The sequence below is a fragment of the Kitasatospora sp. NPDC101108 genome, assembly GCF_055584725.1.
In genome coordinates, this window is sequence record NZ_JBVJLM010000006.1 from 226,613 (window position 1) to 242,531 (window position 15,919).

Annotated in this window: 15 protein-coding genes; 8 read left to right on the forward strand and 7 right to left on the reverse strand. The window is 75.0% G+C overall.

Going from position 1 to position 15,919, the window contains the following annotated elements; translation table 11 throughout:
* The first annotated feature begins 98 nt into the window (after nucleotides 1-98).
* Entirely contained in the window at nucleotides 99-698 is a 600-nt protein-coding gene (locus ACZ6Z8_RS16355) for an HdeD family acid-resistance protein (protein ID WP_465610213.1), read from the forward strand.
* Between the two features lie 50 nt (nucleotides 699-748).
* Here ACZ6Z8_RS16355 and ACZ6Z8_RS16360 read toward each other — a convergent pair whose 3' ends face one another.
* The gene (locus tag ACZ6Z8_RS16360) at nucleotides 749-1,393 is read right to left on the reverse strand and encodes a DUF6461 domain-containing protein (RefSeq protein ID WP_465610215.1); all 645 of its coding nucleotides are present in this window, start codon (nucleotides 1,391-1,393) and stop codon (nucleotides 749-751) included.
* A gap of 144 nt (nucleotides 1,394-1,537) precedes the next feature.
* Entirely contained in the window at nucleotides 1,538-2,965 is a 1,428-nt protein-coding gene (locus ACZ6Z8_RS16365) for a CoA transferase (RefSeq protein WP_465610216.1), read from the reverse strand.
* A 205-nt stretch (nucleotides 2,966-3,170) separates the two neighbouring features.
* On the opposite strand from ACZ6Z8_RS16365, the gene ACZ6Z8_RS16370 reads away from it, so the two are divergent.
* A complete protein-coding gene (locus tag ACZ6Z8_RS16370; RefSeq protein WP_465610218.1) occupies nucleotides 3,171-3,863 on the forward strand; it encodes an N-acyl homoserine lactonase family protein in 693 nt (230 codons plus the stop codon).
* 90 nt (nucleotides 3,864-3,953) lie between these two features.
* Here ACZ6Z8_RS16370 and ACZ6Z8_RS16375 read toward each other — a convergent pair whose 3' ends face one another.
* Nucleotides 3,954-5,213 (reverse strand): cytochrome P450, encoded by a 1,260-nt coding sequence (locus tag ACZ6Z8_RS16375; RefSeq protein ID WP_465610220.1) that lies wholly within the window; start codon nucleotides 5,211-5,213, stop codon nucleotides 3,954-3,956.
* A 226-nt stretch (nucleotides 5,214-5,439) separates the two neighbouring features.
* Here ACZ6Z8_RS16375 and ACZ6Z8_RS16380 point away from each other — a divergent pair, with 226 nt between their 5' ends.
* The gene (locus ACZ6Z8_RS16380; RefSeq protein ID WP_465610222.1) at nucleotides 5,440-6,366 is read left to right on the forward strand and encodes a hypothetical protein; all 927 of its coding nucleotides are present in this window, start codon (nucleotides 5,440-5,442) and stop codon (nucleotides 6,364-6,366) included.
* Between the two features lie 337 nt (nucleotides 6,367-6,703).
* Here ACZ6Z8_RS16380 and ACZ6Z8_RS16385 read toward each other — a convergent pair whose 3' ends face one another.
* Nucleotides 6,704-6,970, reverse strand: a complete 267-nt coding sequence (locus ACZ6Z8_RS16385; protein ID WP_465610224.1) for a zf-HC2 domain-containing protein — start codon at nucleotides 6,968-6,970, stop codon at nucleotides 6,704-6,706.
* 94 nt (nucleotides 6,971-7,064) lie between these two features.
* Here ACZ6Z8_RS16385 and ACZ6Z8_RS16390 point away from each other — a divergent pair, with 94 nt between their 5' ends.
* The 4 genes from ACZ6Z8_RS16390 to ACZ6Z8_RS16405 all read left to right on the forward strand — a co-directional run bounded on the left by ACZ6Z8_RS16390 (nucleotide 7,065) and on the right by ACZ6Z8_RS16405 (nucleotide 11,870).
* Complete coding sequence (locus tag ACZ6Z8_RS16390) at nucleotides 7,065-7,628, forward strand: sigma-70 family RNA polymerase sigma factor (RefSeq protein WP_465610226.1); 564 nt, start codon at nucleotides 7,065-7,067, stop codon at nucleotides 7,626-7,628.
* 355 nt (nucleotides 7,629-7,983) lie between these two features.
* Nucleotides 7,984-9,279 carry an MFS transporter gene (locus ACZ6Z8_RS16395; protein ID WP_465610227.1) on the forward strand — a complete coding sequence of 432 codons (1,296 nt, stop codon included), beginning with the start codon at nucleotides 7,984-7,986 and terminating at the stop codon, nucleotides 9,277-9,279.
* Between the two features lie 42 nt (nucleotides 9,280-9,321).
* Entirely contained in the window at nucleotides 9,322-10,764 is a 1,443-nt protein-coding gene (locus ACZ6Z8_RS16400; RefSeq protein ID WP_465610229.1) for a cytochrome P450 family protein, read from the forward strand.
* 101 nt (nucleotides 10,765-10,865) lie between these two features.
* Complete coding sequence (locus ACZ6Z8_RS16405; RefSeq protein ID WP_465610231.1) at nucleotides 10,866-11,870, forward strand: L-tyrosine/L-tryptophan isonitrile synthase family protein; 1,005 nt, start codon at nucleotides 10,866-10,868, stop codon at nucleotides 11,868-11,870.
* Here the strand turns inward: ACZ6Z8_RS16405 and ACZ6Z8_RS16410 are convergent.
* Genes ACZ6Z8_RS16410 through ACZ6Z8_RS16420 form a run of 3 tightly spaced genes read right to left on the reverse strand, consistent with a single transcriptional unit; the run spans nucleotide 11,855 to nucleotide 14,862 of the window.
* The gene (locus ACZ6Z8_RS16410) at nucleotides 11,855-12,697 is read right to left on the reverse strand and encodes an ABC transporter ATP-binding protein (RefSeq protein ID WP_465610234.1); all 843 of its coding nucleotides are present in this window, start codon (nucleotides 12,695-12,697) and stop codon (nucleotides 11,855-11,857) included. The genes ACZ6Z8_RS16405 and ACZ6Z8_RS16410 overlap by 16 nt on opposite strands.
* On the reverse strand, nucleotides 12,694-13,785 hold the full coding sequence (locus ACZ6Z8_RS16415) for a FecCD family ABC transporter permease (protein ID WP_465610236.1): 1,092 nt from the start codon (nucleotides 13,783-13,785) through the stop codon (nucleotides 12,694-12,696). The genes ACZ6Z8_RS16410 and ACZ6Z8_RS16415 overlap by 4 nt, the downstream gene beginning before the upstream one ends.
* Nucleotides 13,786-13,788: 3 nt before the next feature.
* On the reverse strand, nucleotides 13,789-14,862 hold the full coding sequence (locus tag ACZ6Z8_RS16420; protein WP_465610238.1) for an ABC transporter substrate-binding protein: 1,074 nt from the start codon (nucleotides 14,860-14,862) through the stop codon (nucleotides 13,789-13,791).
* Between the two features lie 153 nt (nucleotides 14,863-15,015).
* On the opposite strand from ACZ6Z8_RS16420, the gene ACZ6Z8_RS16425 reads away from it, so the two are divergent.
* The gene (locus tag ACZ6Z8_RS16425) at nucleotides 15,016-15,906 is read left to right on the forward strand and encodes a helical backbone metal receptor (protein ID WP_465610240.1); all 891 of its coding nucleotides are present in this window, start codon (nucleotides 15,016-15,018) and stop codon (nucleotides 15,904-15,906) included.
* The last annotated feature ends 13 nt before the right edge of the window (nucleotides 15,907-15,919 follow it).

Here is a 15,919-nt window from a genome sequence, read left to right on the forward strand (position 1 = left end):
CCTGGACGACTCGAACGGACGTACCCACCGTGCGGGCCGACGGCGGTACGAAGAGGCTGGGGTTCGCTCTCCGCCCCCGACCCGAGGAGTACGCCGCCGTGGCCCCTCCGATCATCACCCCCGAAGGCGCCCCGGTCCAGGGCCCGCTCGGTCTGCTCGCCAAGGCCGCCTGGCAGGTCCTGCTGGCCGCAGGCGTGGCCTCGCTCGGCCTCGGGATCGTCGTCTTCGTGTGGCCGCGCGAAACACTGCTGGTGGTGGGGGTGCTGTTCGGCCTCTACCTGCTGCTCATCGGCGTCGTGCAGCTGGTCGCCGCGTTCGGCACCCACACCACCACCGCGCTGCGGGTGCTGGCCTTCATCAGCGGCGCGATCAGCGTGCTGCTCGGGCTGCTCTGCTTCCGCAGCGCGGTGCAGTCGCTGCTGCTGCTCGCCCTCTGGATCGGGATCGGCTGGCTGTTCCGCGGCATCACCCAGCTCGCCGCCGCGATCTCCGACCCGCTGATGCCCGCCCGCGGCTGGCAGGCCTTCGCCGGCGTGGCCAACACCCTGGCCGGCGTGCTGCTGATGGTCTGGCCGGTCGGGTCGATCGCCGCGCTGACCGTGCTGGCCGGCTGCTGGCTGGTGATCCTCGGCGTGGTGGAGATCGCGACCGCCGTCCAGGTACGCGGCCGGGCCAAGCGGATCCCGGCCGGGGTCTGACGGGGCGCCACCGCCGCGGAGGCCGTCACCGTCCGGGCCCTGCCCGCCTGCTACGGCCGGGGGGCGTAGCCGAGCCGGAAGGTGGCGGCCTCCAGCCGTTCCGGTTCGAGACGCACGTCGGTCAGCCGCTCGGCGAGCGCGAAGGCCGCCTCGGTGTGCAGCGCGGGGCGCTCGCCGTCCGGCCGGAAGCCGCAGGCGGTCAGCAGCTCGACGATGCCGGGGGCGTCGGCGTCCGAGCCGTGCCGCTGGTCGGCGAAGAGCGGCTCGAACTGCAGCCGGCAGGAGCCGTGCTCCCACCAGTTGAAGTGGTCCACCGCGTTGGCGTTCCGGAAGTGCGAGACCAGCCGGGCGCCCTCGGCGAGCCGGGGGATGACCTCGTGCAGGCTGCCGAGGTAGCCGTACGGCTCGACGGCGAGCGCCCAGCCGTCGAGCTCGGTGACGGCGACGAGCAGCCGGTCCTCGTACAGGTCGAACAGCGCCTCGGCCTCCTCGTCCTCCCCGTCGTCGAAGGTCTCCCACGCCGCGATCACCGCGTCCAGGCCGGTCACCTCCCGGCCGGTCAGGGCGTCGAATCGGCGGAGCAGTTCGTCGGTGCCGATCCCCTGGACGTGGGTGAGGCAGTAGGCCTCGCCCAGGACGGGGTAGCGCTGGTCGAACCAGGTGTAGTCGGTGGCGGTGGCGTGTGCGGCGGTCATGCCCAGGATGTTGCCAGACCCTTCTGACACCGCCCGCCGCACCCCCGGCCATCCCGGCATCCCGGCATCCCTGGCCGCGCCTCGCCGCCCCGCCGCTATCCCGCCACCGCCCCTTCGTCGCCCCGTCCGCCGCCCCGTCGCCGTTCAGAGCCAGACCGGCGCGTCCGTCCCCCAGCGCCCGGGCGGGCGTGCCCAGTCGGCGGGCGCGCCGTCGTAGCCGATCGGCGGCCGGGCGTACCGCAGCCGTCCGTACGCCGAGTCGGTTTCGGTGAGCCAGTGCGCCGCTTCGTACGGCTCGGTGTCCGGGCCCGGCGCGGTCGTCGGCTCGGGCGGGATTCCGTGCAGCAGCCAGGCGGCCGTGCCGGCCAGGGAGAAGCGCAGGTGGCGGCCGCCGGGGCGGTGGGTGCGCTGCTCGGTGAGGGCGCGCAGGACGGCGGCGGCGAGCAGGTAGCCGGTGCCGTGGTCGAGGGCCTGGGCGGGCAGCGCGCCGGGGCGGCCGTCGGGCGACGCCTCGTGGGCGGCGATGCCGACGCCGGCCTGGACCAGGCTGTCGAAGCCGCGGCGCCCGGCCCGCGGGCCGGTCCAGCCCCAGGCGCAGAGCTGGGCCAGGATCAGGTCGGGACGGCGGGCGAACAGCGCTTCGGGGGCCAGGCCGTGGGCGTCGAGAGCACCGGGGCGGTAGGCGCTGACGACCACGTCGGCGGTGTCGAGCAGGCTCTCGAAGGTGGCCCGGTCGGCCGGGTCGGCGAGGTCCAGGCGGGCGGAGCGCTTGCCGAAGCCGGTGTCGGCGTGGGCGTCGTCGGCCTCGGGGAGCCGGGGCGAGTCGATCCGCAGCACGTCGGCACCGAGCAGGGCGAGCGTGCGGGTGGCGACCGGTCCGGAGATCACCCGGCTGAGGTCGAGGACCCGGATCCCGGCGGCGGGCCGGTCCACCGGGGCCGCAGGGAGGGGCCGGACGGGCGCGGCGCCGACTTCCCGGCACTCCATCAGGGGGTGCACGGTCTTGCTCACCGGCGTGACCGCCACGGCGAGCGCCCCCGCCTCGTACGCGCGCTCCTGGACCTGCTCGGCCGGCAGCTTGCCGAGCGCCTCGGCGAGCTGCTCGGGCCCGGCGTCGGAGGCGAGGCCGAGGACGGCGAGCAGCCGGGCACGGTGGTGCGGGTAGTTGGCGTGGGTGCGGACCCAACCGTCGGCGGTGCGCCAGAAGCCGGACAGCGGGGCGAAGTTGACGGGCTTGCGGCCGTCGACCTCCAGGTGCCGCTCGCTGACGAAGGAGGTGGCGACCGCGCCCTCGTCCACCCGCACTGCGGGGACCGGCCCGCCACCGCGGTGCGCGGCGAGTTCGGCAGCGGCCAGCGCGCAGGCGGCCACGGTCGCGCGGGCCAGTCGGCGCACCGGCAGGCCGGAGGGCAGGCCGTCCTGCGGGCCGTGGAAGCTCACCCGGTCCAGCAGTTCGGCCGGTCCGCCGAGGGCGGCCCAGACGTCGGCGATGGGGCGGTCGACGATGGGGCGGTCGCCGGGCCCGGGGGTGGGCCGGGCCGCGGCCTCGGGCGGTGTCGGACGATCGGTCATGGCGGGCATTGTGCTCCGCATCCGGTCCGCTTGCCGTGACGCAGGCCACCGCCCCGTCCGTTCCCGCGCGTTGCCCGCTCACCCGCTCACCGCCCCTGCGGCGGCAGGTCCGAGGGACCGTCCGGGCGGGTGCCAACCGGCGGGTAGGGTGCGAAGGAGCGGCCGTCGCGGCCGGCGCACGGGGGCTGAGTGACAAGGGGGAAGCATGCACACGGTCCGCCGTCTCGACCTGGGCTACATCGTCCGGCCGGCCTCCGAGGTGGGCGGCCCCGAGCCGCGGGTGGAGCCGGTGCTCGCGTACCTCGTCCGGGGGCCGCAGGGGCTGCTGCTGTTCGACACCGGGATCGGCGCGGGCTCGCCGGAGACCGAGGCGCACTACCGCCCGGTCCGCCGCCCGCTGCCCCAGGCGCTCGCCGCGGCCGGCGTCTCGGTCTCGGACATCGACCTGGTGGTCAACTGCCACCTGCACTTCGACCACTGCGGCGGCAACCCGCTGTTCGCCGGGACTCCCGTCCTCGTCCAGTCGAGCGAGCTGGCCACCGCCCGGCGCGGTGACTACACCATCGACGGCCTGGTCGACTTCCCCGGCGCCGTCCACCGCGAGCTCGACGGCGAGACGGAGATCTGGCCCGGCGTCCGGGTGCTGCCCACCCCCGGGCACACCGACGGCCACCAGTCGCTGCTGGTCGAACGACTGGGCGACTGCACCGTCCTGCTGGCCGGGCAGGCGTACGACTTCGCCACCGAGTACGGGCAGGCGCTGCTCGCCCGGCAGGCCGCCCGCGAGGGGGTGGCCGCGCCGCTCCCCGGCTGCCGGGCCTGGTTGGACCGGGTGGCGGAGTACGCGCCGCGCCGGGTGCTCTTCGCGCACGACCACGCGGTCTGGGAGCCCGCCTGACGGTCCGCAGGACCGCAGGACCGCAGGACCGCAGGACCGCAGTTTCTTTCCGAGAGCTCAGAGGGCCGGGTTCGGAGGCCGTCGGAGGGCTCAGAAGGTGAAGCGCAGCGCGCCGACCCGGTGGTCGAAGCTGGACGGGACGAGCACCGGCTCGCCGAGCGACCGCACCTCGGGCAGCCGGGTGAACAGTTCGCGGAACAGCGCCGTCATCTCCTGCCGGGCCAGGTACGCCCCGAGGCAGTAGTGCGGCCCGCCGCCGCCGTAGCCGAGGTGGGGGTTGGGGGTGCGGCTGATGTCGAAGGCCTCGGGGTCGGGGAACACCGTCTCGTCCCGGTTCGCCGAACCGTAGTACAGCGCGACCTTCTCCCCCGCCCGCAGCAGCGGACCGCCCGGGCCGCCGAGCTCGTGGTCGACGGCGACGGTGCGGCGGAACTGGACGATCGGGGTGGCGTGGCGGACGATCTCGTCCACCGCGCCGTCGATCCGTCCGTCCAGGTCGGCGAGCAGCAGCGCGCGCTGCTCGGGGTGGGCGGTCAGCAGGTGGAGACCGTGGGCGAGCGCGTTGCGGGTGGTCTCGACCCCGGCGACCAGCAGCAGGCTGAAGAAGGCGCCCAGCTCGCGGCCGGTCAGCCGGCGGCCGTCCACGTCGGCGGTGACCAGCGCGGAGATCAGGTCCTCGGCGGGCCGACGGCGGCGCTCGCGGCCGATCGCGGCCACGATGCCCTGCATCCGGGCGAGTGCCGCCAGTCCGCGCCCGGGCACCCGGATCCGGCCGCGCCGCGTCCGGGCCACGCCGGTGCCCTCGGAGGTGCGGTTGACCAGGTCGAGGATGGTGCGGCGGGGCTCCTCGGGGATGCCCATCATGGAGCAGATGACCTGGAACGGGAGCTCGGCGGCCACCGTGCCGACGAAGTCCTCGGGCCGGTCGCGTTCGACCTCGTCCACCAGGGCGGCGGCGATCCGGCGGATGTCCTCCTCGATCCGGCCGAGCAGGCGCGGGGTGAAGGCCCGGGAGACGATCCGGCGCAGTTGGGAGTGCCGGGGGTCGTCCAGGTTGACCATCGAGTCGCCGAACAGCAGCCGGACCCAGCGGGGCGGTTCCGGGGTGGTCACGCCGGGGCCGGAGCGGAAGACGGCGGGGGTCCGGCTCGCCTCGACCACGTCGGCGTGCCGGACCAGGGCGTGGAAGCCCCGGCCGGTGGCACGGTCGCCGAAGTAGACCGGGGCGGGGCGGCGGCGCAGCTCTGCGAAGGCCGCGGCGCGGTCGGGTGGCGGCAACCGCCAGAAGCGGGGGTCGGCGAGGTCCGGGGTGTCCGCCGCCGGGGTCGGGACCTCCGTCGGAGTGTTCATGGCCGCGCCTCCTGCTTCCGATCGGTCCGTTTCGACACGTACGTTCTGTGCTGGAGTGTGCACATGTAGTGAGCGGAAGGTTGGCGTGTCAAGTCGGCTGGTCGACCGGGTGAAACCGTGCTAAAAGCCTTTGATCGGTCGACCCGACGGGCCGGGCATGTTCTCACGGGCCGGATCCGGCCATGACCGGAGGGTGCGGTCCGGCCGGGAGGCGGCGGGTGCGACGATGAGTGCCATCGTGATGACCGACCGGATCCGCCTGCTGCGCGCCGCGGTCTTCGCCGCGCTGTGCGTGGCGATGGCCGCCACGGCGCACGTCACCATGGCCGGGGCCGGAGTGTCGCCGCCGGTGCTGCTCGGCGCGTTCGGGGCCGTTCTCGGCCTGACCTGGCTGCTGGCCGGGAAGCGGCGCGGAATCGGTGTGATCGGCATCTGGATGGTCGCGGCGCAGGGCGCGCTGCACCTGCTGTTCCAACAGGCCGGGACGGTCGGCCGCGGGGGCGCCGGTCTCGGCCGGTTCGCCGGAACGGACTGGGCCGCCCTGCTGCTCTGCAACCCGGACCGGACCGGCGGCGGGATCTCGCCCGTCGAGCTGGCGCGGATGGCGGGCATCGACCCGGACGTCCCGCCGGCCGGCGGCAGCCTGCGGCCGATGGCGGGGATGCACCACGGGGCGGTGGGATCGGTCGACGGGACGGCCGTGGACACGGGTCTGTCGGGGGCGACGGGCATGCCGGGCATGCCGGAGATGACCGGGATGCCGGGTATGCCTTCGGGCATACCGCACCGGATGTCCGCCGGAATGTCCGGTCACATCTCCGGGCAGATGGCCGACGGGATGCCCGGCGGGATGTCGCACGGCATGTCGACCGGGATGGCCCTCGCCCACGTCATGGCGGCGCTCGCCTGTGCGCTGCTGCTCTGGCGCGGTGACGCCGCGCTGGTCCGGGTCTTCGAGTTGCTCGCCGCGCTCGGGACGGTGGTCGCGGGGGCGCTGCTGCTCCCGCTGCTGGCACTGTTCGCCCGCCCCCTCGGGTACCGGCCACCCGCCTCGCCCCGGCCCGCCGACCGGCCGGCCCGGCCGCTCCGGTCGGTCCTGCTCACCCATGCCGTCGTCCGGCGTGGGCCGCCGGCGTTCGCGCTCGCCTGCTGACGCGCCCGCCGCGCTCCTCCCCCTCCGGCCGGACTCCGGCCGCCCCTGGGACCTCCGCGTCGGGCAGGTCGCCCTGCCGCACCGCCGCGCCCAGCGCCCAGCGCCGTCACGTCCAGTGCCGTCGCGCCTCGCGCCTCGCGCCTCGCGCCGCCGTGCCGTCAGGGCTCGGGCCGCTGTCCGCGTCCGCCGACCTCCTTCGCGGGAGGTGCGGTGTGCCGCGCGCTCGGCCCATGGACGCCTGCGGTGCCGCCGTGTGCGGCGCCGCTCCCAGCCTTCCTCCCGGGACCTTCCCATGCCTCACTTCGACGGCGCACCGGTTCGCACCGGCGCCACCGTCCTACCGCTCCGCGGTCTGCGGCCCCTCCGGCGCGTGACCGACCGGGGCGCCCACGCCCAGCCGGGCCGGCAGCCCGGCCGTCCACGCCTCCGACGGTCCGTCGACGGCGACCGCCGACACCTGGTCGCGCAGTCGCTCGGCCCGTTCCAGCCACTCCCGGCAGCCGGTGCAACGCGCCAGGTGCTTGTCCAGCCGGGTGCCGGGCAGGCCGCTCGGTTCGCCGTCGAGCCGGGCGGACAGAGCGGTACGAAACTGCGCGCATCTCATACGACCATCGTCCCGCACGGTTGCCGGGCCGGGACCGGACGGGTCACCTCCGGGGAAGCTCGCGAGATCGGGATCGTCAGCATCGGAGGCCGCCGTGGATGACGACCAGCTCACCGCGCTCGCACTGACCGCCCGGTCGGGGCGGGCCGCCGACGTCGAGGCCTTCGTCCGGGCCACCCAACGGGACGTCTGGCGCTTCGTCGCCCACCTGACCGACGTCCAGTCCGCCGACGACCTCGCCCAGGAGACCTTCCTGCGGGCGCTGCGCGGCCTCCCGGCCTTCGCCGGGCGCTCCTCGGCCCGCACCTGGCTGCTGTCGATCGCCCGGCGCACGGTGATCGACCGCTACCGGATGGCCGCAGCCCGGCCGCGCTGCGCGGCGCTGCCGGACTGGCAGGAGGCGGCGGAACGGCAGGGCGGCACCCCGGCAGCCGGGTTCGAGGACGGGATCGCCCTCGGGGACCTGCTCGAACGGGTACCGGCGCAGCGGCGGGAGGCCTTCGTACTGACCCAGGTGGTCGGCCTGAGCTACGCCGAGGCGGCCGAGGTCGCCGGATGCCCGGTCGGCACCGTCCGTTCCCGGGTCGCCCGGGCGCGCGAGGAGTTGATAGCGCGCCTGCGGGCGGCCGAGGCCGGGGAGCTCGCGACGGCCTGCTGAGCGGCGGGGCCGGCGGGCGGGCCAGTGGATGACGCCCCGCGGCCCCGCAGCCCCTGTCCCTGCCCCTGCCCCGCTGCCTGGCAGCGGACGGGCGACAGATGACAGCGAACGGATGACAGATTTCGAAATCTGTCATCTGTTATCCGTTCGCTGAAAGTTGTTCGCCCGGGAAAATTCCCCCAAGTGTTCGGAACCAGGGCCCCCGCGCCCCCGACTGCTGTACCGGACGCCGCCGCCGAGGCGGCGCCCGGCACAACAGCGGGAGCGGAGGACCTTCGTGCGGGCGCGGAACCAGTCACGCATCGGTGAACTGACGACAAGTCAGGCCGGGCATGTCGACCGGTGGAGCCTGGTCGTGGCCGCCGGGCTGCTCTCGTTCGTCGCGATGCTCGACATGAACGTGGTCAACCTGGCGCTCACCGACATGTCCTCCGGCCTGCACGTCTCCGCCGGAGTCGCCCAGTGGGCCGTTCTCGGCTACCAACTCCCCCTGGTCGCCCTGCTGTTGCCGGCCGGGCGATGGCTGGACCAGGTCGGCGCCCGGTCCGCGCTGCTGCTCGCGGTCAGCTGCTTCGCGACCTGCAGTGTGCTGGCCGCCCTTGCGCCGTGGGCGAGTTGGCTGATCACGGCACGCCTGCTGCAAGGTGCCTTCGGTGCCGTGCTGTTCGTCCTGATGCCGGTGCTGGCCGCGACGTCCGTCCGGCCCGAGCTGCGCGGGCGGGCGATGAGCGTGCCCGCGACGCTGGGTCCGCTCGGGGCCGTCACCGGCCCGGTGGTCGGCGGCCTGCTGCTGGACCACCCGGGCTGGCGGGCGGTCTTCCTGGTCAAGCTGCCGGTCTGCCTGGTCGCCGTCCTGATCGTGCGCCGGAACGCCCCGCGAAGCGGCCGACTGCGCCTGCCCGACCGGGGTTCGCTGGGCGACGCCGCCCTGATCGGCGCCGCGGTCGCCGCCGTCCTACTCGGACTCACCCTGGCGCCGAAGGCCCCGCAGTGGCTGCTGCTCGCGCTGCCCGCCGCGCCGCTGGTGCGGCTCTGGCTGCGCCGCCCGGGCGGTCGGCCGGTCGCGGAGGTGCTGCGGACCGCCGGGACCGCCGGGGTGAACGCCTCGGTGCTCGCGCTCGCCGCCGGCTTCGCGGCCTGCCAGTACCTGCTCGTCCAGTACCTGCGCGGCCCGCGCGCTGAGAGCGCCACCGCCACCGCGCTGACCATGCTGGCCTTCCCGCTCGGCATGGTGCTGGCCGGACGAGTCGGCGGCCGACTGGCCGACCGTTGGGGTGCCCGGCCGACCGCGCTCACCGGCGCCGTCCTCACCACCTGCGGTCTGGCACTGCTCGTCCCGGTGGGCGCCGACTGGTCCACCGCCGACATCGCCGCACGGCTCGCCCTGGCCGGCGCCGGGATGGGCCTCAACGGCGGCCCCACCCAGGCGCTGGTGATGACCGCCTCCCCACCCGGGAAGCTCGCCACCGCCGGATCCGCCGTCCAGCTCTCCCGCAGCCTCGGCTTCGCCCTCGGTCCGGCCCTGGCCACCGCCGCCGCCCTGGCGGGCGACCGGCCCGGCGCCGGGACGCACGCGGGCATCGCCCTGGCCGCCCTGGTCGCGGCCACCGCCGTGGTCCTGCTCGCCCGGTACCGCCGCCCGCAGTCCTGACAGCCGCCCGAGATCCGCCCCCGCCCCTTCGGAGGACCCCACATGACCGACCCCGTCCGCACCCCGCCCCCGGCTGGGGCCGAAACCGGAACCGGAACCGAAACCGGAACCGGAACCGGAACCGAAGCCGACGCCCCGACCACGACCACGACCACGACCACGACCGAACCCGGGACCGGTCCCACGCCCGGAGCGCCGCGCTGCCCGTACGGCCACGACCGGCTGCCCAGCCCCGTCCCGCTGTACGGCCCGGACTACAAGACCGACCCGTACCCCCTCTACCGCCGGATGCGCGAGGCCGGGCCGGTGCACCGGGTGGAGTTCCCGAGCGGTATCCACGCCTGGCTGGTCACCGGCTACCAGGCCGCCCACGCCACCCTCAACGACCCACGGCTCGGCAAGAACCACGCCCTGGGCAACGACAACTGGCGCCGACTCGCCTCGATCATGCCGGAGCCCCAGCACTCCCAGCTCCAGGTCCACCTGCTGCACCAGGACCCGCCCAAGCACACCGCGATGCGCCGCCTGGTGCTGGACGCCTTCGCCCCGCGCCGGGTGGAGTCGCTGCGCCCACGGCTGCAGGAGCTGGCCGACGCCCTGGTGGACGGGCTGCCCGCCACCGGCGGCGCCGATCTGGTGGCGGGCTTCGCGGCCCACTACCCCTTCCGGGTGCTGGCCGAAGTCATCGGCCTGCCCGCCGAGTTGGCCGCCCGATTCGACCGCGACTGGGGCAAGGTGGTCCAGCCGGTCGGCCCCCAGGACCCGGGGCGCCCGGCGTACGAGGCGCGGCTGCGCGGCCTGCAGACGTACATCGCCGAGGTGGTCGCCCGCAAGCGCGCCGACCACCTCGCCCCCGGCTGGGACGAGCGCGAGGACCTGCTCGGCCGGCTCGTGGCGGCCCACGACGCGGGCGAGTTGAGCCGCGAGGAGCTGGACTCGATCGTGTTCCAGCTGCTGGTCGCCGGGCAGGAGCCGGTCACCAACCAGATCACCACCATGCTGATCACCCTGCTGCGCCACCCCGAACAGCTCGCCGAACTGCGCGCGGGCCTCGACGAGCCCGGCCGCCTGGCCCGGGCGGTGGAGGAACTGCTGCGCCACGACGCCGCGTTCGAGCTCACCACCTGGCGCTTCTTCGCCGAGGACAGCGACCTGTTCGGCACCACCGTTCCGGCGGGCGACTCGGTGATCGTCTCGCTGTGCGCCGCCAACCGCGACGAGCAGCAGTTCGCCGGGGCCGACCACCTCGACCTCGACCGCACGCCGAACACCCACCTCGCCTTCGGCCACGGCATCCACTACTGCCCCGGCGCGGCACTGGCCCGGGCCGAACTCCAGATCGCCGTCGGCACCCTGCTCACCCGGCTGCCCGGGCTCCGCCCGGCCGTCGCGCCCGGGGACGGCCTGGACGAACTCGCCTGGATCCCCGCGGTTCTGGCCCGGGGTGTCAACCGGCTGCCGGTCGCCTACGACCGGCGCGACTGAGCACGACGAGCTCCCCGCCCACCCGGCCGTCCGACCGGTCCCACCCGCGGCTCCGCCTGCCCGGAGCCCGTACGCCCGCCCATTCCTGGAGGAGAACCACCATGCCGCCCGTCGGCACCGCCCCCGTCACCGCCGCCACCCCTTTGGACACCGGCATCACCGGCATCACCGGCATCACCGGCACCCCCGAGCAGCGGTCGACGGAGCGGCTCGCCGCCCGCGTCCTCGGGATGCTGCTCCCGCACCGCCGCGCCGCCGACCCGGAGTTCGACGCCCGCCCCGAGCACTTCCCGCTCCAGCTCGCGCAGTTGGCGGACTTCATCGACGCGGGCGAGCCGATCGTCTTCACCCTGCCGGGCTTCCCGTGCAAGTCGCCGAACCCCGCGAAGGTGCTCGGCCACCTGCCGGACGAGGGCGAGCGGCTGTCCCTGACCTTCCTCGACGAGCTCTGCGCCCGGATAGGCCGGGTCCACCCGCCCGGCGCATGCATCCTGATCTGCTCGGACGGCCACATCTTCGGCGACCTGATCAACGTCCCCGACGACCACATCGACGAGTACTCGGACGAGTTGACCGCGATGATCGAGCGCGAGGGCCTGCGCCACCTCGACATCTTCGACCTGCGGGCGGTGCTCGGCGACCTGCCGTACGACGAGAAACGCGCCCGGGTGCACGAGCGGTACGCGCCGAGCGTCGAGGAACTGCGCGAGCAGGTGCTGACCGAGCAGGAGGCCCTGCGGCTCTACCGCGGCATCACCCGCTTCCTCACCGAGGACAGCACGGGCTTTCCCGGCACCCGGTCCGCCCTGCAGCGGGAGTGCCGCCGTCGCGCCTACGGGGTGATCCAACGCAGCAGGGCCTGGGGCGAGTTGATCGCCGAGCGGCACCCCCGCGCGGTCCGGCTGTCCATCCACCCGCAGCCCGCCGGTGCGGCCAAGTTCGGCATCCGGCTGCTGGCGGCGGCCGACGCCTGGATGACGCCCTGGCACTCGGCCGTGCTCCACCGGCCGGACGGCAGCTGGGAGTTGCTCCGCAGCGAGGAGGCCGCCCGGCTCGGCCGGCCGGTGGAGCGGGGCGGCCGGCCGAGCCACTACGAGAGCAGCTGAGGCCGGACCGCCCCGGGCGGAGGACCGGGCCGGCGGAGCGGCTCGGGGGCGGCGCCGGCCGGGGAGCGGTGGTCGAAGGCGATCAACGGGTCGCCGGTGAGGGGGTGGTCGACCACCGCGGCGCGTACGCCGAAGACCTCGGCCAGCAGGTCGGCGGTCAGCACCTCGCGCGGCGCCCCGGAGGCCACCAGGGCGCCGCGGTGCAGCACGTGCAGCCGGTCGCAGACCGAGGCGGCGGCGTTGAGGTCGTGCAGCGCGACCAGTGTGGTGCGGCGCTGTTCCCGCAGCAGGGCGAGGAGTTCGACCTGGTGGCGGACGTCGAGGTGGTTGGTCGGCTCGTCGAGCACCAGGACGTCCGGCTGCTGGGCGAGCGCCCGGGCCAGCAGGACCCGCTGCCGTTCGCCGCCGGACAGTTGGGCGAACCGGCGTTCCGCGGCGTCGGCCATGCCGACCCGGTGCAGGGCCTCGGCGGTGATCCGGTGGTCCTCGGAGTCGTCGGCCGCGAACGCCCGCTTGTACGGGGTGCGGCCCATCGCCACCACCTCGCGCACGCTCAACTCGAAGTCGCCGCCGCGCTCCTGGGGCAGCGCGCCGATGTGCCGGGCGGACTGCGCGGGCCGCAGCGCCGCCAGGTCCTGCCCGGCCAGCAGCACCCGCCCGGCGCTCGGCCGCAGGTGCCGGTAGACCGTGCGCAGCAGGCTGGACTTGCCGCTGCCGTTGGGCCCGACCAGCCCGGCGATCTCCCCTTCCTCGGCGACCAGGTGGACTCCGGCCACCACCGTGCGTCCGGCCAGGGCGACGCTCAGGTCCTCGACGGCGATCCTCAACTGCGCTCCAGTCGTCGGTCCAGCAGGTAGAGCAGGGTGGGGGCGCCGAGCACGGCGGTGACCACGCCGATCGGCAGTTCCTGGCCGTCCAGGGCGGTGCGGGCCACGGTGTCGACCACGACCAGGAGCACCGCCCCGGTGAGGGCGGACAGCGGCAGCAGCCGCCGGTGGTCGCCCCCGACGAGCAGCCGGCAGACGTGCGGCACCATCAGCCCGACGAAGCCGATCGCTCCGGAGACGGCGACCAGTACTCCGGTGAGCACACTGGTGACGACGAAGACCTCCCGGCGCAGCCGGGTGACGTCCACGCCGAGCCCGGCGGCCGTCTCGTCGCCCATCAGCATCGCGTTGAGGCCGCGGGCGCGGGCCTGGAGCAGGGCCAGTCCGAGTGCCACCGCCGCGGCGGGGACGGCGAGTTGGGCCCAGACGGCGCCGCCGAGGCTGCCCATCAGCCAGAACAGCACTCCCCGGGTCTGCTGCTCGTCGCTGGTCTGCAGGACGAGGTAGCTGGTGATGCCGCCGAGGAACTGGGCGATGCCGATGCCGGCCAGCACGAGCCGCAGCGGCGAGAAGCCGCCGCCGCGCCGGGCCATCAGCCAGACCAGGGAGAAGGCGGCCAGCGCTCCGGCGAAGGCCGCCAGGGAGACGGTGAGGCCGAGCGCGCTGCCGAAGGAGAGTTCCAGGCCTAGGGCGGTGCCGAGGACGATGGTGGCGACCGCCCCGAGGGAGGCGCCGGAGGAGATGCCCAGCAGGTAGGGGTCGGCGAGCGGGTTGCGGACCAGGGCCTGGACGGCGGTGCCGACCAGCCCGAGTCCGGCACCCACGACGGCCGCCAACAGCGCCCGTGGGACGCGTAGTTGCCAGACGATGAGGTCGCGGGTGCCGGGTTCGGGCGCGCGGCCGGTGAGGTGGTGGACGACCACCGACCAGACCTCGCCGGGCGGGAGGTCCACCGGGCCGAGCGAGACGGCGGCGGTCAGCGCGAGCAGCAGGGCGACGGCCAGCGCGGTGGCCAGCGGCCCGGCCCGCAGGGTGCGGGCCGGGCGGCCGGTCTCCCGGTCGTGCCCGGCGCGAAGGGCCGAAGTCACCGTCTACTGGCCGTTCTTGACGAGGTCGGGGTGGACGGTGGCGGCGATCTGCCGGACGGCGTCGGCGTTGCGCACCCCCGCGATGGTGGTCACCTCGGAGCCGAGCCGCACGAAGTGTCCTTCCTGGACGGCCTTCAGGCCCTGGGTCGCCGGGAAGCCCCGCAGGAAGGCCTCGGCGTCGTCGTAGGCCTTGCGGGTGGCCTCCTCGCTGCCCCGGTTGCGCACGGCCAGCTGGATCCAGTCCGGGTTCTTGGCCACGACGTCCTCCCAGGAGCCGGGCTTGAAGTCGGCGTCGCAGTCGGCGAACACGTTGCGGGCCCCGGCCTGGGTGATGACGGCGTTGGCGACCTGCCGGCCGCAGACCGCGACCGGCTGCTTGGTCCCGGCGTCGAAGTCGAAGACGAAGTAGCCGGGCCGCTTGTCCTCCGGGACGCCGGCGAGTGCGGTGCGGACCTCGCCGACCCGCTTCTCCATCCCGGTGACGAGTTCCTCGGCGCGGGCGGCGGTGCCGGTGACGGCGCCGAGGCGGCGGATGTCCTCCTCGATCCCGGCGAGGTCGGTGCGCGGCGCCTTGGGGGCCTTCGGGGTGCCGGCGCAGGCGGTGGAGAGGAGGTAGACGTGCTGGATGCCGGCCGCCGCGAACTCCGCCTCGCTGGGACCGGTGGCTCCGCCGCCCATCATCGGCATCGCGCCGAAGGTGTCGACGTAGAGGTCGGCGCCGGAGCCGAGCAGCTTCTCCTTGGGAATCGCCTTGTCCCCGAGCACCGGCACCTTGGCGCCCTGCTCGGCCAGCGCCGACGACAGGGTGCCCTTGCCGGGCGGGAAGCCGGTGCCGATCACCCGGTCGCCCGCACCGAGTTGGAGCAGCATCTCCAGGCTCGCCGCGTTGCTGGTGACGATCCTGGCCGGGGCCTTGGCCACGGTCGTCTCCTTGCCCGCGCAGTCGGTGACCGTGACGGGGAAGCCTCCCGCCGGTACGGGCCGGACGGCGACGGAGGCGCTGCCGCCGCCGCTTCCGCAGGCCGTGGCGAACAGGGCGACGGCGGCCGCGATGCCGCAGACGACGCGAGGGCGCATGAGAACTCTCCTGGTGGGATGACCGTGCCGGGGGTCCGCGCTGCGGACCCGGATCAGGTAGTCGGGCCGGGTCCGCGCCGGGTTCCCGCGGATCGCCCGGCGATTTACGGTCCTCGGACGGCCCGTCCGGCGGAGCACGCATAGGGTGGCCGGATGGCCGATCCCACCGACCCGCGCGACGACCTCGACCTGCCGGTACCGCTCGGTCCGCTCCCGCCGCGCCGGGTGGTCTCGCTGGTGCCCTCGCTGACCGAGGCCGTCGCGGCCACCGCACCCGGTCTGCTGGTCGGCGCCACCGACTGGTGCAGCCACCCCGCCGACCTTGCCGTGGTCCGGATCGGCGGCACCAAGAACCCGGACCTCCCGGGGATCCTCGCGCTGGCCCCGGACCTGGTGATCGCCAACGCCGAGGAGAACCGCCGCCCCGACCTGGACGCGCTGCGGGCCGCCGGGGTGCCGGTGTGGGTCACCGACATCCGCACCCTGGACGGCGCCTTCCGCTCCCTGGACCGGCTGCTCACCGTCGCCTGCCGACTGCCGCGCCCGGCCTGGCTGGACCGGGCGGAAGCCGCCTGGCACGACGTAGGGCCGGTCGCGGCCACCGGGGGCGTACGGCCAACGGCGGCCACCGGGGGCGTACGGCCGGCGGCGGCCACCGGGGGCCTACAGCCAACAGCGGCGGACGGCCCGCGGGCCATCGTGCCGATCTGGCGCCGCCCCTGGATGGTGCTCGGCCGCGACACCTTCGCCGGGGACCTGCTGCACCGCCTCGGCCTGCGGCTCGTCCACGCCGACCACCCCGAGCGCTACCCGGCCGTGCCGCTGCCCGAACTGCTGGCGACCCGACCGGAGTTGGTGGTGCTGCCGGACGAGCCGTACCGCTTCACCGCCGAGGACGGCCCGGAAGCGTTCCCCGGCATCCCGGTCGCGCTGGTCAGCGGACGGCACCTGACCTGGTACGGGCCCTCCCTGGTGACCGCTCCGTCCGTCCTCCGGCAGGCGGTCGACCACCCGTTCGCACCGGGAGGAGGGGCCTCATCGTAGGATGACCGCCACT